The 21,853-nt window shown below is 34.0% G+C and carries 22 protein-coding genes; 15 read left to right on the top strand and 7 right to left on the bottom strand.

What is annotated here, in order from left to right; all coding sequences use genetic code 11:
- The first annotated feature begins 47 nt into the window (after positions 1-47).
- From NEH75_RS07165 to NEH75_RS07155, 3 genes are all read left to right on the top strand, one after another.
- A complete protein-coding gene (locus tag NEH75_RS07165; protein ID WP_262948696.1) occupies positions 48-620 on the top strand; it encodes a hypothetical protein in 573 nt (190 codons plus the stop codon).
- A gap of 168 nt (positions 621-788) precedes the next feature.
- A complete protein-coding gene (locus NEH75_RS07160; RefSeq protein WP_262948695.1) occupies positions 789-1,595 on the top strand; it encodes a CPBP family intramembrane glutamic endopeptidase in 807 nt (268 codons plus the stop codon).
- A gap of 57 nt (positions 1,596-1,652) precedes the next feature.
- Positions 1,653-2,906, top strand: a complete 1,254-nt coding sequence (locus NEH75_RS07155) for a chloride channel protein (protein WP_262948694.1) — start codon at positions 1,653-1,655, stop codon at positions 2,904-2,906.
- Between the two features lie 29 nt (positions 2,907-2,935).
- On the opposite strand, the gene NEH75_RS07150 is transcribed toward NEH75_RS07155, so the two are convergent.
- The 3 genes from NEH75_RS07150 to NEH75_RS07140 all read right to left on the bottom strand — a co-directional run bounded on the left by NEH75_RS07150 (position 2,936) and on the right by NEH75_RS07140 (position 5,770).
- Entirely contained in the window at positions 2,936-3,694 is a 759-nt protein-coding gene (locus tag NEH75_RS07150) for an exodeoxyribonuclease III (protein WP_262948693.1), read from the bottom strand.
- Positions 3,695-3,804: 110 nt separating this feature from the next.
- The gene (locus tag NEH75_RS07145) at positions 3,805-5,094 is read right to left on the bottom strand and encodes a sensor histidine kinase (RefSeq protein WP_262948691.1); all 1,290 of its coding nucleotides are present in this window, start codon (positions 5,092-5,094) and stop codon (positions 3,805-3,807) included.
- Positions 5,087-5,770: a response regulator transcription factor gene (locus NEH75_RS07140; RefSeq protein WP_055242238.1), complete on the bottom strand. Its 684-nt coding sequence runs from the start codon at positions 5,768-5,770 to the stop codon at positions 5,087-5,089. Before NEH75_RS07140 ends, NEH75_RS07145 begins: the two co-directional genes overlap by 8 nt.
- A gap of 400 nt (positions 5,771-6,170) precedes the next feature.
- Between NEH75_RS07140 and NEH75_RS07135 the strand changes: the two genes are divergently transcribed.
- A complete protein-coding gene (locus tag NEH75_RS07135; RefSeq protein ID WP_055305398.1) occupies positions 6,171-7,481 on the top strand; it encodes a GNAT family N-acetyltransferase in 1,311 nt (436 codons plus the stop codon).
- A 159-nt stretch (positions 7,482-7,640) separates the two neighbouring features.
- On the opposite strand, the gene NEH75_RS07130 is transcribed toward NEH75_RS07135, so the two are convergent.
- Positions 7,641-7,922: a helix-turn-helix domain-containing protein gene (locus tag NEH75_RS07130; protein WP_147614360.1), complete on the bottom strand. Its 282-nt coding sequence runs from the start codon at positions 7,920-7,922 to the stop codon at positions 7,641-7,643.
- Positions 7,923-8,729: 807 nt separating this feature from the next.
- On the opposite strand from NEH75_RS07130, the gene NEH75_RS07125 reads away from it, so the two are divergent.
- Both NEH75_RS07125 and NEH75_RS07120 read left to right on the top strand, forming a co-directional pair.
- Positions 8,730-8,858, top strand: coding sequence for a hypothetical protein (locus NEH75_RS07125; RefSeq protein ID WP_262940953.1), 129 nt, complete (start codon positions 8,730-8,732; stop codon positions 8,856-8,858).
- Positions 8,859-9,143: 285 nt separating this feature from the next.
- Positions 9,144-10,190, top strand: coding sequence for an alpha/beta hydrolase family protein (locus NEH75_RS07120; protein WP_055305400.1), 1,047 nt, complete (start codon positions 9,144-9,146; stop codon positions 10,188-10,190).
- Positions 10,191-10,357: 167 nt separating this feature from the next.
- On the opposite strand, the gene NEH75_RS07115 is transcribed toward NEH75_RS07120, so the two are convergent.
- Positions 10,358-10,960 carry a DUF445 domain-containing protein gene (locus NEH75_RS07115; protein ID WP_055305401.1) on the bottom strand — a complete coding sequence of 201 codons (603 nt, stop codon included), beginning with the start codon at positions 10,958-10,960 and terminating at the stop codon, positions 10,358-10,360.
- Between the two features lie 306 nt (positions 10,961-11,266).
- Here NEH75_RS07115 and NEH75_RS07110 point away from each other — a divergent pair, with 306 nt between their 5' ends.
- Both NEH75_RS07110 and NEH75_RS07105 read left to right on the top strand, forming a co-directional pair.
- Positions 11,267-11,551, top strand: a complete 285-nt coding sequence (locus NEH75_RS07110; protein WP_070099785.1) for a hypothetical protein — start codon at positions 11,267-11,269, stop codon at positions 11,549-11,551.
- Positions 11,551-11,964 carry a YtxH domain-containing protein gene (locus NEH75_RS07105; protein WP_055275402.1) on the top strand — a complete coding sequence of 138 codons (414 nt, stop codon included), beginning with the start codon at positions 11,551-11,553 and terminating at the stop codon, positions 11,962-11,964. Before NEH75_RS07110 ends, NEH75_RS07105 begins: the two co-directional genes overlap by 1 nt.
- A gap of 174 nt (positions 11,965-12,138) precedes the next feature.
- Here NEH75_RS07105 and NEH75_RS07100 read toward each other — a convergent pair whose 3' ends face one another.
- A complete protein-coding gene (locus NEH75_RS07100; protein WP_055275404.1) occupies positions 12,139-12,633 on the bottom strand; it encodes a DedA family protein in 495 nt (164 codons plus the stop codon).
- A 358-nt stretch (positions 12,634-12,991) separates the two neighbouring features.
- Between NEH75_RS07100 and NEH75_RS07095 the strand changes: the two genes are divergently transcribed.
- From NEH75_RS07095 to NEH75_RS07075, 5 genes are all read left to right on the top strand, one after another.
- Positions 12,992-13,291, top strand: a complete 300-nt coding sequence (locus NEH75_RS07095; RefSeq protein ID WP_055242256.1) for an ArsR/SmtB family transcription factor — start codon at positions 12,992-12,994, stop codon at positions 13,289-13,291.
- 5 nt (positions 13,292-13,296) lie between these two features.
- On the top strand, positions 13,297-13,695 hold the full coding sequence (locus NEH75_RS07090; protein ID WP_262948690.1) for an arsenate reductase ArsC: 399 nt from the start codon (positions 13,297-13,299) through the stop codon (positions 13,693-13,695).
- A 13-nt stretch (positions 13,696-13,708) separates the two neighbouring features.
- Entirely contained in the window at positions 13,709-15,037 is a 1,329-nt protein-coding gene (locus tag NEH75_RS07085) for an MATE family efflux transporter (RefSeq protein WP_055305402.1), read from the top strand.
- Positions 15,021-17,330 (top strand): bifunctional glutamate--cysteine ligase GshA/glutathione synthetase GshB, encoded by a 2,310-nt coding sequence (gene gshAB, locus NEH75_RS07080; RefSeq protein ID WP_055305403.1) that lies wholly within the window; start codon positions 15,021-15,023, stop codon positions 17,328-17,330. Before NEH75_RS07085 ends, gshAB begins: the two co-directional genes overlap by 17 nt.
- A gap of 334 nt (positions 17,331-17,664) precedes the next feature.
- Positions 17,665-17,907 carry a hypothetical protein gene (locus NEH75_RS07075; RefSeq protein WP_147614361.1) on the top strand — a complete coding sequence of 81 codons (243 nt, stop codon included), beginning with the start codon at positions 17,665-17,667 and terminating at the stop codon, positions 17,905-17,907.
- Positions 17,908-18,144: 237 nt separating this feature from the next.
- On the opposite strand, the gene NEH75_RS07070 is transcribed toward NEH75_RS07075, so the two are convergent.
- Positions 18,145-18,966, bottom strand: coding sequence for a hypothetical protein (locus NEH75_RS07070; RefSeq protein WP_055275412.1), 822 nt, complete (start codon positions 18,964-18,966; stop codon positions 18,145-18,147).
- 549 nt (positions 18,967-19,515) lie between these two features.
- Here NEH75_RS07070 and NEH75_RS07065 point away from each other — a divergent pair.
- Both NEH75_RS07065 and NEH75_RS07060 read left to right on the top strand, forming a co-directional pair.
- Positions 19,516-20,679 carry a hypothetical protein gene (locus tag NEH75_RS07065; protein WP_055305404.1) on the top strand — a complete coding sequence of 388 codons (1,164 nt, stop codon included), beginning with the start codon at positions 19,516-19,518 and terminating at the stop codon, positions 20,677-20,679.
- 172 nt (positions 20,680-20,851) lie between these two features.
- Positions 20,852-21,628: an endonuclease/exonuclease/phosphatase family protein gene (locus NEH75_RS07060; protein WP_055242270.1), complete on the top strand. Its 777-nt coding sequence runs from the start codon at positions 20,852-20,854 to the stop codon at positions 21,626-21,628.
- The last annotated feature ends 225 nt before the right edge of the window (positions 21,629-21,853 follow it).

The following is a 21,853-nucleotide window of genomic DNA, read 5'->3' as shown; positions in this document are numbered from 1 at the left end:
CTTCTTTTTCACATGGTAAAATAAGAGAATATGAAGGGGGAAGCATGATGAAAAATCCTAAATCATTTACAACATTTTTGGAAGGATTTAATTTGGGGGCTATTTTAGCATTAATTTCACTAGGTGGAGCCTTGTTAAATAGTCAGACCATTCAGATATATAGTTTGATCCTAATTTTAATCGTAACGAATGGTATCGTTGTTGGAGTGGTTCGGCAGTATTTATTAATTCAATTGACTTTAACAAAAAACATGACTCGGTCATTTAAACAATCGAAAAATCAAGTTCCAGGCCGATTATTAGAGATGAGAAATTATAAACTTGCAGATACATTAAAGTTATTGGTCGGAATTAGTGCTAGGTTACGGATGAATATGTGTGGTGTTGTAGTTTTAATGTTGCTACTCCTGTTAACATTATTTTTACCAACCATTTATACCTATCGATTGGCCTCAGACATGATGATGTTTAGCTTAATGTGGAGTTTTATATTTATCATTTATACGTTTAAAATTATTGGAGAGATCAATCACAATTATCATTATCTACAAAATCAAATTACTTATTTATTAGAGATACATCAATTTAATCGAGCAGAGATGAGACAAAAGCAAAGTTAGTGGACTATCTATTGGGTTAGATGGTCTTTTTTTATTGTTAGTGATTAATAAAGTGCATATACTATTAATAAATCATCCACTTTTAGTGGAGGAAATGACTTAGGGATTGAAAGAGTTTTGGATAGAGGAGAGTCAATTCATGTTCGAGGGGATAAGGGGGGAGTAGCATTGAAAAGTGAATTTTCAAAAGTCACTATTTTTCGCGCCATTATAGGATGTGGAATCATCCAAGTTTTGATGGCGATGATGAGTCAATGGATGAGTGCAAGTGCCGTGATAGAATTATCTTGGGGAGTGGAAGCCATTTGTTATTTTATGATGAGTGCTTATATCGTTTGGCAGTCAACTTATCGTTTGAAAACTTTTAAAAAAGATATAGAAGGGTTGCAAAATAAAGAGTTACTTTTGTGTGTTTTACTCGTTTTTATGACTCAATATTTTATGTCAGTAGGAGGTTATCAAGTTGTTTTAAGTATCCTTTTTTATACGAACGAGAGGTTAGCGATTCAAGTTTATGAAGAACCTTTACTTCGCTTTAGTAGCCAGCAAGATTTATTATTTGCGTGTATCACTGTCTCGATTTTAGTACCCATCTTTGAAGAGTTTCTATTTCGTGGAGTGATTCTGTCCCGATTCATGAATTGGTTTTCAATGATAGGAGCGTTAGGTCTCATGGCGCTTTGTTTTGGTGTTCTTCATGGGGTTGATTTCATCGGAGCAACCATATTTGGATTTTTATGTGGAATGCTATATCTCAAATTCGAAAATATTTGGGCTCCTATTTTAGTTCATCTTTTAAACAATGCGTTAACTTGCTTATCCTTTTCGTTAAGGCAAGAGGTTCATCCATCATTAGCCACCTTGACTCAAAGTTATATTGATCATCAGTTTAAAGAGGGATTAGTATTGTTAAGCGTAGGAATGATATTGTTATTTTTCACCATAAAACGATTGAATTTAGTACGTCTCGAATAGAGACGTTTTTTGTTGGGGAGAATAGAAGCAGTTAATCGATTAAAAAGGGTGATAGTTGTGAATGAAAAACAATCAGTGATTCAATCAATTAAAAAATACATGGTTCCACTATTTCGTTGGATCGGATTGAGTTTATTTATGGGAATTCCAGTGGGAATTATCGTTGGTTTTTTTAAACAGGTGTTAAGTTTAGCTAATCAATATCGTGCTGATCATCCATGGTTAATTTATGGACTCCCTTTCGCAGGGATATTGATTAGTTATTTATATGTCAAAGCAGGCCGAAATGCATATACAGGAGAAAATTTATTAAAGTCTGAAGTGATGCAAGCCTCAAAAGATATTCCTATTTATATGGTTCCTCTTGTCTTTTTTGGTTCCCTTTTAACGACTTTTTTTGGAGGATCGGCTGGAAAAGAAGCAGCGGGGATTGCGATGGGAGGGACACTAGCCGATGCCATTGCTCATCGTTTTAAATTAAGTGAGGAGGAACAACGAACACTCGTCGTGATAGGTGTTGGAAGTGGATTCGGCGTATTATACGATGTACCGCTAGCAGGAGCCATTTTAGGCATGGAATTAGTGCTGAAAGGGAAATTTCATTATGAAGCGTTGGTTCCTGCTTTTGTAAGTAGCGTTGTCGCGAATAAAGTGGCATATCTTTTAGGAGATCAAGCAATTGTTTATCCAGCATTGGACTTAGGTGGTTTTTCATTGCTATTAATTGTGAAGTTAATCGGTTTAGGAATTTTGTTTGGAGTTGTTTCGATTTTATTTAATATTGCGCTAGATGGAGCACCTAAAGTTTATAGTCGATTAATCAAAAATCCAGTCGTTAAAGGGATTGTAGGGGGATGTTTAACGATTGTATTATTTTGGATTGCAGGGGATAATTATAATGGCTTAGGCCAATCTTTTATTGCAAAGTCGTTTGAAGAATCTGTGAGTTTGATGGAATGGATTTGGAAAATTATCTTTACGGCTGTAGCATTAGGTTCAGTCTTTCAAGGTGGGCGTGGAAATCCAACCTTTTTTGTGGGAGCGACCTTTGGGAGTGCCATCGCTCCTTACTTTAATCTCAGTATTCCCTCTGTTGCCGCGTTAGGGATGATCGGTGTATTTTGTGGAGCTGCTAGTTTACCCTTAACCGGAATAGTTATGGCAATCGAGTACTTTGGTGCGAATGAAGTGATGGCCATTATTCTTGTCATGACCATCACTTATATGATTTCCGGGTTTTATGACCTTTTTAGTACTAACAAACTTGCGAAAGGAAAAAAGGAACTATTTGAAGCACAAATTAAATCATAAATGAAAAAAGGTAGGTATCCCTATCTTTTTTAGTTGGATTTTAACGTTAGACCGACCGGACAGTGATCAGAACCTAAAATTTCAGGATAAATACAAGCATCTGCTAAGCGATCGGTTAACTTGGCTGATGCAATAAAGTAGTCAATACGCCATCCAACATTTTTAGCACGAGCATTCGCACGGTATGACCACCATGAATAGCATTCTTCTTTTGTTGGATAAAAGTGACGGAACGTATCAACAAATCCAGCATTTAAAAGATGTGTCATTTGGTTACGCTCATCAGGTGTAAATCCAGGATTTTTCGTATTTGTTTTTGGATTTTTTAAATCGATTTGTTGGTGAGCGACATTTAAATCACCACAAATAATCACAGGTTTTTTAGTCTCTAAATCTGTTAAATACGAACGGAAATCTTGCTCCCATTGCATACGATACTCTAAACGAGCAAGTTCATTCTGTGAGTTTGGTGTATAAACCGTAACTAAATAAAAATCTGAATACTCTAATGTAATCACACGTCCTTCTTGATCGTGTTCTTCCATCCCAATTCCATAAGCCACCGATAAAGGTTCATGCTTCGTAAAAATGGCTGTTCCCGAATACCCTTTTTTTATAGCATAATTCCAATACTGATAGTATCCATCCAAGTCTAAGTTGATTTGTCCTTCTTGTAGCTTTGTTTCTTGAACACAGAAGAAGTCGGCATCAACCTCGTTGAAAAAGTCTAAAAATCCTTTTTTGACACAGGCACGTAGCCCGTTTACATTCCAAGAGATAAACTTCATTCTCATCTTCCTCCTTTTTCGATAAGTTTACCGTAAATCAGTCAAAAAGTCCAATTGGATGATTGAGAATCTATGTAAAAAGATCGATCAATGAGATCGACCTTTTGGGTTTAATATAATTTAAAACGTTTATGAATGGGTTTTGTCGGAAGTGTAACACGAAAGGTGGTTAAGCCATTTACAGTACTGGTGACTGAAATCTTTCCTTGATGTTGGTCAATAATTGATTTGGCAATGGCTAATCCAAGACCATATCCTCCCGTTTCTCGTGCTCGAGAAGAATCGACTCGATAAAATCGTTCAAAAATTTTATGAAGATGTTCTCTAGGAATTCCTTCACCTTCATTGCTAATTTCTAATTGATAAATAGCTCCAATTCGATGAAGATTTATTTCGATTTTTGTCTGAATAGGGGCGTGTTTAAGGGCGTTATCAAGGAGAATAACAGTGACTTGTTGTAAACGTGCTTCTTCACCGGTATACATGAGGTTGGGTTCGATGTTCATTTGAAGCTCTTTTCCAGATTCAAAGATGAGGGATTCGAATGGAAGGATGACATTCATAATCGATTCACTTAAATTAAAAGAGCTTGATTTTATAAGAGATTCATTGTTATCTACTTTTGTAAGATAGAGGAGATCACTGACTAGTTTAGACATACGCTCAGTTTCTGATTGGATATAATCCATCCATTTTTGTTCACTACGAATGGTGTGATCTTTATTGGATAAAAGGATATCAGTGGTCGTTTGGATAACAGTCAGTGGTGTTTTCAGTTCATGAGAAGCATCGGCTACAAATTGTTGTTGTTTTTCCCAAGCGAGAGCAATTGGTTTAATGGCCCAATTCGCTAAATAATAGCTAATGATGGTAAGAATAACAATGCTAACGCCTCCAATTGCTACAAGAACGACAATCAATTGGGATAAGGTAGCAAGTTCGGTCGAACGATCAAGAAAGACAATTAGTTTGCTGCCATTAGGACGAACGTGTATTAAATAACGTAATTTTAAGTCATTAAAAGAAATAATCCCAGTGTCCTTGTCAGATGAGAGTACTTGTTCAACTAATTGTTCAGGATTACTTAAATTGGTTTCTTCCGGCATGTTTAATATTGTTTTAATGAGATGATTGGAGCTATCTAAAAGAAGGGTAAAACTTGAGCGCATTAACGTTTGATTAATAGGCACTGGATTTCTTTTAAGAGGGGCATTAAAATCTTTAAATGGCGTTCTCATAATTATTCCCTCATTTTGAGCGATTTGCTCCATGACTTTAATTGCTTGGACTTTTCCTGATTGATACATGAGATAATAAGTACTGCTAAAGATGGCAAAGAAAATCGTTAATAAAATCGATAGATTAATCCAAATGAAGCGATGTTTTAATTTTTTAATCATTTGTTGTTACTCCAAGGCAATATCCAACCCCGCGAACTGTTTTGATACAAACAGAGGATTTAATAAATTGAAGCTTTTTACGAAGGAATGAAATATAAACCTCTACGTTATTATAGTCAACATCTGCATCATATCCCCAAACTTTTTCGATTAATAGCTCTTTAGTCACAATCTGATTCCCATGATTCATTAGACAAGAGAGAATATTAAATTCTTTTAATCCAAGTTGAACTTTTTTCTCCTGACACCAAAGCTCATGAGTTGAAAGGTTAAGTTGACTATCTTCAAATTTAAGGCAGTCATCTGTCACCACTTCACCTTGACGGCGTAATAAAGCACGAACACGAGCGAGCAATTCTTCTGTTGCAAATGGTTTGGTCAAATAATCATCGGCCCCTAAATCGAGTCCGTGAACTTTATCTGAGATCTCATCTTTTGCTGTTAGAAACAACACTGGTGTTACAATGTTATGTTGACGAAGTTCTTTTAAAAGCTCAAATCCGTTTAGTTTTGGGAGCATGACATCTAAAATGATTAAGTCATAAATTCCACTTAGTCCGTAGTCTAGTCCAGTAGTTCCATCGTAGAAAATATCAACTATATATTTTTGGCTTTTTAAAATTTGCCCGATAGCGTCGGCTAATCGTCTTTCGTCTTCTACTAGTAAAATCCTCATATTTGTCACCTCTTTTTTTATTTTAGCACAGATATCTTAAAACAATCTGAAAGAAAAAAGAAGATTGAGAAAATATATAAGAAGTAGTCATTTTTACAATTTTTGTTGTTAGTTTCTATTCAGCATAGTTTAAGGTGTTCATTTAAAGGTAAGAGTTACAAAAAATTATCTACTTCTACCTAGAAGGTGAAAATATGATGGTGGCTAGATCAAAAAAGATTATACATTGCAAGTCATCATGAGAAAGAAAAGGAATAAAAAGCAAATAGAAGATTTAATTTGATTTGATTGATTAGTATTTTACTTAGTTTTCATTTAGAGATACATAAAACCTATCGAAAAGCATAAGATTAAGATAGAATGTAAACGAATAACTTGTACTGAAATGGGAGAGTTCAAGATGTATTTACACACGAGTCACTGTTACTTAGTAAAAAATAAAAGTCAAAACCTTCTCGTTGATGAGTGGGACCAATTACCGTATCCACTCATTCAACCAGAAGATAATCTCTTATATTTAGAGTGGAGTATTATTTTAGATGAAACTGAAAAACAAGTGGGGACTATTGCTTTGAAACAATTACCAGATATGGTGACTTTTGAAATGATTTATCATGTTGATCGAGAGAAAATAGGATTAGATTTAATGGAGGAACTATTAAAATTACAGATTGATTATTCTTTTAACTCTCTCAAAATTCAACGATTAATGATTCAAGTCCGCGCCATCAACTTTGATATGATTCGTATTTTAAGACGACTCGGGATGCGGTTAGAGGAAAAAACAATGATTCATGATTGTACTTTAGTCACCTATACATTAACTAATTATCAACAATTACCCATGATGAAAATGCGTTCATCTAGTTTAGTGCATAGTCAAGTGCTACAATTTGTTAAAAATGAAGAAGAGATTCGAATTTTAATGCAAACCGGTTTACGTCTTAATCGAAATGCGCCGATTGACTTAATGCGTGATTATCATTACCGTCTTTTTGTTAATGAAGAAACTTTTTTAGATTATTTAAATTGTACCGATTGGATGCATCAGTTTGGTGATATAGTGATTGTTAAAAAAACAATTCTTTCAAAGTCTGCTTACTTATTTCAAATACAATTTCAAGATGGAGTGAGATTGGATTTAGAATTTATTTCACTTGTTAATTTATGGGGAGCTGTTTACGAAGAAACATTATGTCGAGTCATTTTAGATAAAGATGGCCTCTTACCTCCTCTTGATGATCCTAACGATAGTGCCCATTATCTTCAATGCCCAACTGAAGAAGAGTTTAATCAGTTATTAAATGACATTTGGTGGTATCAAATTGAAGTGGCGAAAGCAATGTATCGAGATGAAGTTACTTTAGTTAGTTCTATTTATGAAGAAATGTTACTTGAACGAGTTACGACACTATTAAGTTGGAAAATTGGGCTGAAATATGAATGGAAAATAGATTTAGGACGAAAAAAACGATGGTTAAAACGATATTTACCTGAAAGTATATACAATGATTACCTACATTTATATCCAAATAAATGCTATAACTCAATATGGGATCGTTTATTTTTCATGGGGTCATTTATTCAAAAAATAGCGATTGAAATTGCTCAAACTTTAGGCTATGATTACGATCAATCGCAAGGTGAGATAGTCACGAAGTTTTTACATCGAATTAATTCATTACCTGATAATGCGACAGAATTTAATTGAGAAAAGACATCAGTACTCAATCTGAGGAGCGTTGAGTAAAGCCTCTATCAACTTCAGACGTTAGTTATTGGATAATTTTTCGCTTAGCTTTCGTTTTCTAACTCCAGGGTTCCAATCCGTACGCCTTGCACTTTTTTAGGATTCAATCTCGATTCTTAATCATTTAACGTCTTCTAATGGTTGTTCGCAAGTTAATGATTTCGTTTCTTTCGGTTGATTTGGGTTTGTCATGTCGTATCGAGGCCTTCCTTTCGATCTAAATAAAGCCTCGATCCCAGCCTTAAGAAATTTCGTATTCCAATTGGCGATTGTTCTAATCTCTGAAACTTCAAAGTGATTTGCAGTCATACTATATGAGGCACCTGTTGTTTTCATATCGTTTAATACATTTAACTTAAATTTACCAGCATATGTTTGTTTTGTACCAATTCTTTTCCCCATATAGTTTGTGTTGCCTCACCTATTCCTGAATTTGTTTCGTACTTAGGATTTTATCTTTCTAATCAAGGGAAGTATAACTTGAAGATTCTTCTAAATGTTTGTCCTTTAAATTCTAAGTTATATTTCAACATGAAAATACCCCGTAACATTAGAGTTTTAAGTCTAATATTTGGGGTGTACATCACATCGGCTTAGTTTATCAGTTTTTGTCAATGACGAAGTTCTTTTTAATTCGATAATCTTAATTAGACTTGATTTTTAGTGTCTTTCTCAAATAAGTTATTGTTTTTTATGAATAAAGAAACGACAAGACTGACGGTGAGGCAGTATGAGAGTGTAAAAATAATATTCAATCCATTGAAAGATGTGAGTAAATCTTTAATATCATTAACAAATATAGGTTATTTATGTAAAATGTGAGATAGATATGTTAAAATAAGAGTAAAACTAAATGAATAGTAATCATGAATCATGGGGGAATTAGATGATTGAACTTTTAATATTACTGGTAATGATAGTTGTTGTTATATTTTCGATTTTTTGTTGTGGTTGTATAATTGGTTTAACTCAATTTTTGCTTAAGGTCACAGCTTTAACAAAGGTTGCTTGTGCCTTTATGTTGTGTACAATAGCCATCATTCTCTTTTTAATGATCGGTTACCTTATTCGGATGATGGTTAGTTTGGTCACATATTTGACTGAATCATCCAATCATTTTAATTTTTAACGTCGCTTGAGCGACTTTTTTGTTTTTAAGGGATATTAAAGATTTTAAACGTATTAATAGGTGAGAAATGGGATGAGAAGATGGAGGAAACAAAGACATTTGTCATTAATGGATTTAAAATAGATATTACATCAATCACACTAACAGATGGGGCAAGAGATGCAAATGTAAATAGCCTTAATGAAGGACAAACTATCCCTTTAAGGTAAAGTTTAATGAATTTAATCAAGGAGATAATTGCTTACTTGATTTAGGATTAAGTGATACAAATGAAAAGAATCCATTATTTTTGCTCTATCAAACGACAGATTCTCCAAATGGTGAGGGCAGACTATATGAATTATATTTAAACTCAAAAGCATCTGTTTTAGACTTTAAATTTTATCGACTCATTCTTGAAATTAATGGTAATTGGGAGTTTTTCATAGAATAACTATAAAATTCATACATATAATCTAGCAAGCAATCCGTGAGAAAATGAGGAGGGAGCTAGATTGAGGCAGCGAAAAAAGTACCTCGTGATTGGTTTACTAACTAGTATCTTCATCTTTTTTGTAATCCCGATGACGATTAGTGTGATCATCTATGAAAAGCAGTTTGGTAGTCGTAATGAAACACCCCAACATTTAAAATATGAGGTTTCTGATTTTGAAAATTTAGAGCAAACTCCAGCATACTTTAAGTCAAATCATGATCAGTTATTGGCTGGATATGTCTATACCAATCCAGAAGTCGTCCATCCGAATGGAGTGATTATTGTTGCTCATGGATTAGGAGCGGGACATAATACATATTTACCTGAAATTTATTATATGACTCAAAATGGTTATACCGTTTTTGCTTATGATGGGACAGGGAATGATGAGAGTGAAGGAAAAAGTATTGTTGGACTTCCACAAGCGGTGATTGATTTAGATTATGCAATTAACTATGTAAAAGACGATGAACAATTTGACGGCTTACCTATCATGCTTTACGGTCATAGTATGGGGGGGTATGCCGTAATAGCTGTGTTAAATCATCATTTAGATATTACAGCAGTTGTTGAACGGTCTGGTTTTTATGAATCGACAGACATTATTGATGAGCTTGGAGGTCGACTGTTTGGTTCAGTCTTTCATCTATTAAAACCTTATTTTAGGTTGTATGAACATCTTAAATTTGGGGAGTATGCGAGTTTAAATGGCTTAGAAGTTTTAGCAAATACGAATGTTAATGTCATGTTTATGCATAGTAAAGATGATGAGGTAATTAGTTATGATCAATCCTTTTCCAAGTATGAAGCCTTATTTGGAACGAGAGGCAATTTTAAATTTATTAGTTATCAAAATCGAGGACACGATGTTGTTGTGGATGAAAGGTTAAATCAAACGCTACGCACTCAAATAGAAGAAGAGTATGGTTCCTACCACGCAATGCCTAAAGAAACTCGTCAGATGTATGATGATGTCTTATATGATGTAGAAAAGCGACTAGATTTATCGGTCATGCAACAAATCATCGATTTTTATAATCAATGGATAGTCAAAGAGTATGAATAAGAAATGATCATGACAAGTGATTATTTTAATGTCATCTTCATTGATGTCACATAAAATGTTATTAGCAATTAGTTTCATCAGTTGTCTTAAGTCCGAGATTTAGTTCATAAGAGTAAAAGTTAAATCGAAGTAAAAAAGACTGTATCAAATGCGATACAGTCTTTTGTTTATAAATACATTAAAATAACTCCTTGAACGAGTCCGATCAGGCCTCCTAGACAAAAGCCTAGCCATTCAATATGTCGAAGTTCTTTTTTGGCCACTTTTAAGATGATTTGTTCAAGTTCTTTTAAATCTAGAGCATTAATATTTTTTTCAACCAATTGCTCGATATTTAAGCGGGTTTGAACGATATCTTTAATATTAACAATGACTTCATTTAATCCTTGGTCGACTTCTTCATCTATCATCTGATCAATTGGTCCTTGAATCATCGCCTTAAATGGAAAGGGAACCATCGACATTTTTTCATCAATTACAGTTTTGATTTTTCGTTTGACGTAGCCTTTAATTTCTCGGAGGTCTTCATCAGTGACGGTCTCATCAATCAATTCCTCAACGGAAAGTAATTCGTGAGCAACCACTTCTCCAATCGTTTTAGCAAGTTCTGCGCGACGTTTTGGTATTAAACCAATGAGAACGAATGGGGTAAATGGGATTTTAATGGGGTGAAGGGGACGGAATAAAAGCTTAATAGCAAAAATATTTGTAATCCATCCAATTAAGGCCCCTACAATTGTTAAAATAAGGATGGTCATCATGTGATTCATGTAGCTTCCTCCTAAACGAAAATATCCTTCATTTTAACATAAGACTAGGTAAAAAGTAAAATAGCTTGTTTGAATAGATAAGCTGTCTGATGCTGAATGGGGATATTTGTGAAGAAGGGGGATAATAAGAGCTAGATTAATTTTCTTCTTGCATAGATGAATACTAATGGAAGTCGACATTTTTATACGGTAAAATAGACTATAAAATGTAAAAATTTCTAATGAAACGCACGAAGGTGTTGAATCAGTTTTTGAACCGGTTTATAATACAAGCAGAGTCATTAGGAGAAAGAAGGGCAGATACACTTGACATTGTATGATTGGTTAATGCTCACATCAATTGCATGTTTAATTGTCATCACTTTTTCAGGCACTTTTTTACTAAATCGTGCGCGAAAAAATATTGATCAGCAAACACTTGAAATTAAACGTAGTACGGAGCAGTTAAAAGCAATACCTGAGTCAGTAACTTGGGAGATGCATTCAAAGCTGAATGAAATGAAAGATCGTCTAAAACTTAGTTGGCGCATTTTTATGTTTGTTAGACGTCAAAGAAAGAAACGAAAATTAAAAAAGAGGATGATGAGTTAATGAAAAAACGTTATATTTTCGCACTAGGAGCTTTAGTTGGAGGGGCGGCTGCTTTATTTTTAGCACCTAAATCAGGGAAAGAATTACAAGCCGATTTATTAGAAAAAGTGGAAGATTTACAAGATAAAATTAAAGATTTTGATCAAGAGGCGTTTAAGACAACTTGTAAAGAACAGCTAGAAGAAATTAAAACATCGATTACTAATTTTGATTTCTCAGAATCGATTCAAATCATTGAAGAAAAATTTAAAGCATTAAATGAACGAGTAGCAAATTTAAAAGTGGTGATTGAAGAACATCAAACTGAAACAATGCCACCATTAGCTTTAGCTGATGAATTAGAAGATGAAAAAATGCTTGAGACATTACAAACATTAGAAGACTTAGAAGAAGTTGAAGCGTTAGAAAAATAGGTTGTTTGTCGACTCGTATGAGTAAAGAATTTTTATAAATGTAATCGAGAGGAGTTTAACTGCTTTTTGAGCGGTTTGATTCCTTTTATTTTTTTGTCCGAAAGAAGAGGGGGGAGAATGTCACCTACACCCCATAGTATAGAATCTAAAAAAACCTCCGATTGGAGGTTTTTTTTATGAATAAATGGCGGTTAAATATCCAATGAATAGCGTAATAAAATTCCATACTGTGATTCCAGCAGCAGAATAAATGAGATAAGTTTTAAATGGAATTTGGAAAACTCCAGACATGAGTGAGATAAAGACGCGAACAGTAGGGATAATTCGTCCAGTAAAGCACATCATGGCTCCATAACGTTCGCTTAATTCGCTAGCTTTATCTAGTCCTCGTTTGGCTAAAGGAAACTTTTGATAAAAGTAGTTATACATTGAACGACCGAATTTTCGAGCCACGATATAATATAGGAGACAACCGCTAATACTCCCAAGAAGCGTCATGACCAAAATAAATAAAAAGCTAAATGGGCTCTGTTCGATAAAAAAACCGATTGCCGGCAAAATGATGTAAGAAGGAATTCCAGTTAAGTTTAAGGCTTCTAAAAACATAATGACAAAAACGAGCAGTGGCCCATATTGGTCTAAATAATTCAAAATATCAGATGATAGCATGATTCATTCCTCTACTTATAAGTTTTAAATTCATTATAGCATAAATTAAGTGAGGAAGCATCTTAACATTTTCTCTGAACTTATGTCAGTAAAGATAAGTTTGTACAGCTTAAAAAATTTTAGGACCTGCAAGTGAGGATACAGTGTCTTCGAATATAGTCCGCTTTAGTATTAAAGCAAATCACCAACTAGAACTGATTTAGAAATATAGAATACATTTCTGTTTCTATCTAGTGGTTGAATCACTTGAACTGAAAATACACTTTAAAGGGGAGTATTTAAATTGACAGACAATTTAATTTAAGTTAATATATTCCCATAAGAGAATATTCTTGAATTGGAATATAAGGAGGTAACTATGACCTATGTTGATGTTTTAAAAGCATTAGCAGATGAAAAAAGACTTCAGATCATGTGCTTATTAATGCAAGGAACAAAATGTGTCTGTGAAATTGAACCGGCTTTAGAGATTTCTCAGTCTTCCACATCCAAGCACCTTATCAAGCTAAAGCAAGCAGGTCTAATTCAATCAACCAAGCGAGGACAGTGGGTCCATTATTATATACCAGAAAATGTATTTATCCGCTATCCGTTTGTTGCACAATTAATTCAAGAAGTAAGTGAGCAATCTGCTCATCATAAGGAAAGAATGGAGTAGTTAAAATGAAAAAAGTAGCATTTGTTTGTGTTCATAATTCATGCCGTTCACAAATGGCAGAAGCGTTTGGAAAAGTATTAGGTTTAAATGTCTCCGAGTCTTATTCTGCAGGAACAGAAGAACGTGATTGTATTAATCCAGATGCCGTTCGCATGATGAAAGAAATTGGGATTGATATGACTTTAACACAGCGTCCCAAGTTATTAAGCGAAATTCCATCAGTAGATATTGTAATTACTATGGGATGTAATGTAAAGTGTCCTCATTTACCATGTACACATCGAGAGGATTGGGGACTTGAAGATCCAAGTGGAAAAAGTGATGAAATCTTTCGTCAGACACGCGATGTGATTAAAGAAAAGATGGAGGATTTAGTCGAGCGTATTCGAAGAAACGAGTTATAAAAGAGGTGTGGCTATGAAGAAAATTGATTTAACACAAGGAAAAGTCGTTTCTGTCTTAGTAGCCTTAGCTTTACCTATTATGGCGAGCTCAGTGTTACAACTCACGTATAATCTGGTAGATATGCTTTTAGTTGGACGATTAGGAAGTGACGCCGTTGCAAGTATTGGAACGTCAAGTTTTTTAATTGGAGTAGCCAATGCCATTCAAGCGTGTATTGTGATTAGTACTGGGATTTTAGTTTCGCATGCTATTGGACGAAAAGATGAAGAAGAACAATCAAAGTATTTAAGTACGGGGTTTCGTCTTAATTTATTATTTGGATTGTTTTTTGCTCTGTTTGTTATTTGGATAGGAAAGCCGTTTATTTCGTTTTTAAATGTTCAAAATGAATGGGTTGAGTTACAAGGCTATGCCTATTTAGTCGTCAGTTCACCAATGTTAATCTTTTCATTTTTTAATTTTTGGTATACGCGTGTTTTTAATAGTTTTGGACAAAATAAAATGGCATTAAAAATTAGTGCCATTGGGGTTGTTTTAAATATCATGTTAGATCCACTCTTTATTTATACCTTCAAACTAGGCGTTTTAGGAGCAGGGTTAGCCACATTAATCGCTAATGTGGTCATGACACTTTGTTTTTATATCAAATCAAAACAGTTGTTTCAGCTAGATTTAACCGCTAAATATGGAGTTTCAACGTATCTGAAAATGATTCGACTTGGACTTCCGATGTCTTCTCAACGACTGTTATTTACTCTGGTTAGTATCTTCTTAGCGAAAATGATTACGTCGTTTGGCACAGAGGCTATTGCGGCACAAAAAATTGGCTTACAAATTGAATCAATCACGTATATGGTGATTGGTGGACTAAATGGTGCGATTGCGAGTTTTGTTGGACAAAACTATGGTGCAAAGAATTTTAATCGGATTAAAGAAGGGGTACGAGTGGCAATCATCATAGGATTGCTTTACGCGCTCTTAACAACGGTTTTATTTTTAGTGTTCCCTAAGTCGTTGGCTCGATGTTTTGTGACGGATAGACAAACGATTGAAATTACTGCTAATTATCTGCGAATTGTTGGCTTAACTCAAGTCTTTATGGCAATTGAAATTATTTTTAATGGAGCCTTTGTGGGATTAGGGATGCCTAAAATTCCCGCTACGATTAGTATTGTTTTTACAGCAGCACGAATTCCAATGGCCTGGCTATTTACTCAATGGATGGGTGTGAATGGAATTTGGTTGAGTATTAGTGTAAGTATGGTATTAAAAGGTATTTTAGCAGCTTATGTTTATTATAAAAAAGGAAAGGAGGGAATCATGGATGTTGCTGCAATTTAAAGAAGAATTACATAAAGAAGATTTGTGGTATGCTAATTTTGGAATCGAGCGTGAAGGACTACGTGTGACACCTGAAGGAGAGTTAGCGTTAACCCCCCATCCAAAAGCTTTTGGGAACAAACTGTCAAATCCGTATATCACCACTGATTTTTCAGAAAGTCAAATTGAAATGATTACCCCAACTTATTCAACTGTCGAAGAAGCTTACCAATTTTTAAATGCGCTTTATCAGATAACCGTATCTGAATTAGAAGATGAATATTTATGGCCACAATCGATGCCTTGTCTCATTAGTATGGAGCAAGAAATTCCAATTGCCCTTTATGAAGAGGGTGAAGTCGGAAGGGCCGCAATGAATTATCGCCAGGCATTGCTTGAGAAGTATGGAGGAAAAAAACAACTGATCTCAGGCATTCATTACAATTTTTCATTTAATGAATCGTTAGTTCAAAAGCTATATGAAGCCAATCATCACGAATTAGAGTATCGATTGTTTAAAGATCAAATCTATTTAAAAGTGGTGCGCAACTATATCCGCTATCGCTGGTTATTGATTTATCTTTTAGGGGCATCACCGGTTGTGGATGAGAGCTACTGTAGTGAATGTCGCGTCTCATCAAAGGAGGTTGCCCCACATAGTTACTCAAAATTAGGTGCAGTTTCTTTTAGGAATAGTCCATGTGGTTATCAAAATCACATGCCGATTTATGTTGATTATACAGATACGGCACATTACGTTCATTCATTAAATGAGTATATTGAACGTGGAGATATCTCGAGTTTTAAAGAGTTTTATAGTCCAATTCGCTTAAAAGCAAAAGATCCTATTCATTTAATGGAATCACTACTTCAGGATGGAATTGAGTATATTGAAATCCGTTCCATTGACTTAAATCCCTTTGAGGCGACTGGAATTTCATTGGCAGATTTACAATTTATCCATTTATTTATTCTGTTTTTACTTGAAATGGATGAGCGAGAATACGACCAGTGGCAAGAAGAGGCGACTGAAAATGAACGTCGAGTGGCAATGGATGGATTACAATCAGAATTATGGTTGATTCAAAATGGTCAGGAGATTTTATTGTCAGATTGGGCACAATCTATTTTAGATAAAATGCAAACAATTAATGAGACATTTTCATTTAATTTAGATGATATTTTAGAAGATAAACGTCATCAAATTTTAAATCCAAATGAAACGATTTCGGCAAAAATGATAGAGCTTGTTTCTGATAGTGATTATGTGAAGGTGAATCTTGAATTAGCTAAAGCCTATCAAGAGAACGTGTTGGATCAGCCTTATTCCTTAGCTGGATTTGAAGATTTGGAGCTATCTACACAAATCTTGATCAAGGAGGCCATTAAACAAGGCATTCACATAGAAGTGCTTGATCGCTCAGATAATTTCATCTGCTTAAAGAAAGGGAAGCGGGAAGAGTTTATTCAACAAGCAACTAAAACATCATTGGATTCTTACAGTGCGGTATTAGCAATGGAGAATAAGGTGATAACAAAGAGGATGTTAAGGGATAAAGGGATTTCTGTTCCGATGGGAGAAGTATTTACCTCTTTACCAGCTGCATTAGCTTCATATTCGCAATTTATTAATCAACATATTGTAATTAAGCCGAAAAGTACAAACTTTGGTCTTGGGATTACAATGATTGAACAATTGAATTCGAAAAAATGGTTTCAGCAAGCACTCGAGATTGCTTTTAACCATGATCAAAGCGTAATAGTTGAACAATTTCAAAGGGGTAATGAGTATCGTTTCTTAGTGATAGATGATGAGGTTGTTGGTGTTTTACAACGAATTCCAGCTAATGTAACAGGTGATGGAATTCATACGATTGAACAGTTAATTCAACAAAAAAATGAACACCCAATACGGGGAGTAAATTATAATCGCCCGTTAGAAAAAATTAAAATTGATGCTAGTTTACATCTTTATTTAGAGGCGCAACAGCTAACACTTACCTCTATTCCTAAACTAGGTGAGAAGATTCAATTACGAGAAAATTCTAATATTAGTACTGGTGGAGATAGTGTTGACATGACGGATCAAATGCCTTCACGTTTTAAAGAGATTGCTAGAAAAGCAGCTAAAGATTTAAATGTTGCCATTTGCGGGGTTGATATGATTATTGAGGATTGGCGAGATGAGTCATCTAACTATTCTATTATTGAAATGAATTATAATCCTGCCATTCATATTCATACATATCCGTTAATCGGAAAAGGTCGTCCAGTGGCTCAGTCCATTTTGAAAGCTTTAAATTTCATTAGTTAAAAGAGGTTATCTCAAAATGACTAAAATTTTATAGTCATCGAGAGATAACCTTTTTTTATTAGTTCATGCTTTAATGAGTATAGGAATTTTTGAAGCATAAAAAGTTAGAGCAAAAAAAGATAGCTTCAAAAGAATGATAAGAGTAGGAATCCTGGGTACGTTTAAGAATATTAAACACATAATTCTTAAATATAACATGCGTTAGGATAGTCTATATTGTTAAAACCTTAGAAAGTAGCATCGTTCATTTTGTTGTTTTACATTTTTGAATGCATGATTAATTAGGTTTAGCGTTATATTTAGTTTAAATAGGGGGGATATCGGAATAAGAGAAATGATATGTTATAAATTGCATCAACCATTTTCATTAGTAGGATTTGAAGATTTAGACGTAATGACACAAAGTTTGATTAAAGAGGTCATCAAACAAGGAATTAGTATGGATGGTTTAAGTGATCTGAATAACTTTACGTCTTTGAACAAAAACAAGCATGAAGCATTTATTGAACAAACTAATAACAATTTATTTGAGTCTTATGGTGCAATGTTGGGGATGGAAACAGGAGATAGAGAATAAAAGAATGGTAACACATCATGTGATTTCGACTTTAAGTAAAGAGAGGATTATCATTTTTTAAGATGAACTAAGGGTATAATTTTCTCATTCACTTGAGATTGTAAAAATGATATAAGAAAAAATAAACCTAAGAAAAAAGCATTGATATACTTATTTTCTTAGGTTTTTAATAATAAAGTCTTTTAAATTTTTTTAATTCGATGTATTTTCTTAGTTGTTTACTCTTAGATTGTTCTTTTATTGGGTGACTTGCTCGATTTCATCTAAAATTCCACTTAAACGAAGGGCTAACTCATCGAGTTGAAGTGCTTTTAAATTTAAAGCGTCTTCCGTAGCTAATTGTTGTTGTTTACTTCTTTTGAACTGGGCAGTCTCATCATTTTCAACCGCGATATAATTGGCTTCAAAGGCTTGTAATAGTTCCTTTGACTGTTGAAGCTTCATTCGAATCATAGTATTCGTATAGCCAGATTGTATCATTTCAGAAGCAACACTCATAACAGAATTAACATCGTGTTGAGCTAGTTCATCATCCATGAGTCTAAATGCAGTTTGGAGTGAGGTCTCATAAGTAGGTTCATTTGGATTTGTCATATATTGCTCAACGGCATTGGTAGCGTGGCTAATTACATAAAGAACGTCCTCAATCACAGAATCTTGTGATTTTTTTTGAAGTTGTTTTTCAAGTTGTTGTTGAATTTTTGTTAAAGGATTTAAAATTTGAATCGAAATCGATTCTATATAAGGACTGATTTCTTCCACTAAAATATTTCTTTGAATCATCAATTCGTCGATCTGTTGTTTTAGGGTTTGAATTTCAATTTCTAAATCTTCACGTTGTTCATTGAGAAGTTGGAATTGCGAAGTAGCATTTACTAATGTCGAAGTCTGATTTTCCAATAATTTAGAAAGAGGGGTTGAAACAGTCCGACTTGAGTCGAGTCTAATAGAGGACTCTTGAATCAACTCAGGCTTAAAGGGAATTCTTGTGGTGTAAAGACCGAAGAGAGTGAATACACCTCCTAGAAAACATAACGGTATAATTTGTTTAATTTTCATGATAGCCTCCCAAAAAAACTAGTTTTTAATATTATGGTCGATTTAGTGGAATCTTTATCATAAAAGTTAAAAAATTTCAAAATTATATTTATTCGTTTATGAAAAATGTTAAATTGATAGGTGATAGGATGTTAGGTTGGAGATGAGGATGATGAAAAAAAGTAATAATCAGCTTTTTAAGACTATAAAGTCTCTAATCTAATTGGGATTGTGTTTGTGTTTTTATCCGCTTGTATTCAGATGTTATTTCTGCCAGGGTTAGGTCAAACTATTGATACATTAGTTTGAATATGGGCGAATGATTCAAATCGGTAATCACGAGGGGCTTATGAAAGGTTTAGGATATGATGTTCATTTGTTTTAAACGTCAAAAAATATACAATTATGTACTTGAAAACCATAGTTAAACTGTGGTTTTTTATTTTTTGGAATTATTTTCAATAATAGATGATGAAATGGTAAAAATTGTGTCAGGTTTTGTCGTTGAATAAGGAGTGCTTTTTAAATATAATGAGGTTATGAGTTAAAGTGAGAAAAGGAGTCAAAGAAATGAATCAAGAAAAACGAAAGGTCAAATCGATTAGCCTTGAAACCTTTGTGTTTTTAGGTGTTTTATTAGTTGGATTTGGTTATATTGGTAACAAAATGGGCGTGGGAATCATGTTTAGCGTCATTATGGAAACAGCCCATGACTTATTATTAGATACGGTGTTCTTTATTATGGCACTTGCAGTCCTAGCAGGAGCACTGAGTGCCTTATTATCTGAATTTGGAGTCATTACCTTAATTAATAGATTATTATCAGTGTTTATTCGTCCTTTATATGGATTGCCAGGGGCAAGTATTATTGGAGCGATTGCTACTTATTTATCAGATAATCCAGCGATTATTTCATTTGCTAAAGATAAAGAGTTTCAAAAATTTTTCAAACGTTACGAAGTTCCAGCTTTATGTAACTTAGGAACAGCATTTGGAATGGGATTAATTGTGACAACATTCATGATGGCGCTTGGATCAGATTTCATTGTTCCTGCTTTAATTGGAAATGTTGGAGCGATTGTTGGAAGTATCATTAGTGTTCGATTAATGCTTCATTTTACAAAAAAATATTATGCCAATCAACCACAAGAAGAAAGTAACGAGGAAGAAGTTATTGAACGACTAGATTACCGTGAAATTCGTGATGGTAATTTATTCCAACGAGTGTTGGATGCGATGCTTGAAGGTGGGAAAGCCGGGGTCGAGATGGGATTATCGATTATCCCAGGTGTGTTAATTATTTGTACCTTTGTGATGTTGTTAACATTTGGACCATCGACTGATCCAGTAACAGGAGAAGCTGTCTATTTAGGAGTCGCTTATGAAGGAGTCGCTTTACTCCCAGCGTTAGGTGAGAAATTAATGTTTATTTTGAATCCATTATTTGGATTTACAAATGCTCAAGCAATCGCTTTTCCAGTTACATCGTTAGGAGCTGTTGGAGCCGCAATGTCTTTAGTTCCACGATTTATTACTGAAAATGTGATTACTCCAAACGATATTGCCGTTTTCACCGCAATGGGAATGTGCTGGAGTGGATATTTAAGTACACATGTTGGGATGATGGATGCCTTAGGTGTGCGTAAATTAAGTAGTAAAGCCATTATTTCTCATACGATTGGTGGAATTGCTGCAGGAATGGTTGCGCATTTCTTGTATTTATTATTTGTATAAAAAGTTGCTATTTTGGCAACTTTTTTTATATACAGTAATAATGAGGAAGAGGTGACTTTATAAAAAACAGGAAAAAAAGTAGAGGCGAATATATCACAACGTGTTATAATAATCTTATGAAAAATAGGGGGGATTTAGTAATTTTTATGATTTAAAGAGGAGTGAGTGTAAGATGAGAGTTATGACGTTTAACCTTCGTTCAGATTCGATTTTTGATGGGAAAAATCGCTGGAATAGTCGAAAGGAAATTGTATACGATATTTTAGATAAATATGCATGTGATATTATTGGATTACAAGAAGTGACATTAAAAATGCATGCCGATTTAGAAAATAAATTACATGATTATCAAATTGTTGGACAAGCAAGAAGTAAAAAATTCTTTGTTGAACATAATAATATATTAGTTTCCAAACGTCATAAAATTTTAGATCAAGAGACGTTTTGGTTATCGAATCAGCCTAAAAAAATAGGAAGTTCCATTTGGTATTCTATTTTTCCTCGTATTTGTACAACCGCAAAGATTCAATTAGAGGAGGGAATGATTGTTCGCGTTTATAATACTCATCTGGATTGTTATCTATCCCCTGCACGAGGATATGGACTGAAAAAAATTATGAGATATATCGAAAAGCAACAAGAGTTTGAAAAACTTCCCGTCATTTTAATGGGGGATTTTAATGCGAATCCTAATCATCGATTAATTAAAGGCTTTTTTGAAGGTGAGTTAAATACTCAACAGCTGATTGCGGTACAAGAGATTGATCGATCGATTTATCAGCAAGCAACCATGGGAGGCTTTAAAGACCGTCATCACGGCATGCATTTAGATTACATTTTTGTCTCACCTGAATATGAAGTCTTGAGAACACAAATTGTGAAAGATAATGTGAATGGGAGATTCCCATCTGATCATTATCCATTATTGGCAGATGTTTGTTTAATTTAGCAGAGAAACTAATGATAAAAACAAAAAAAGATACCATAATTAAAGTGTGACATTATAATAAATGTCTTGAAGAACAAGACACTACCCTAATTTATATTTACGAAGTTCCCCCAAAAACTTCGTAATATTCTCTCTTTTCATCCCAATATTTATAAATCATCCCCTGTTTTGAGGTTCGAAAGAACCTCCTTTTTTTTTATTTTGGATAGATTGTAATATTAAGTG

The sequence above is a fragment of the Turicibacter sp. T129 genome, from assembly GCF_025594975.1.
GTDB lineage: Bacteria > Bacillota_I > Bacilli_A > MOL361 > Turicibacteraceae > Turicibacter > Turicibacter bilis.
This window is presented reverse-complemented; position numbering and strand designations above follow the sequence as displayed.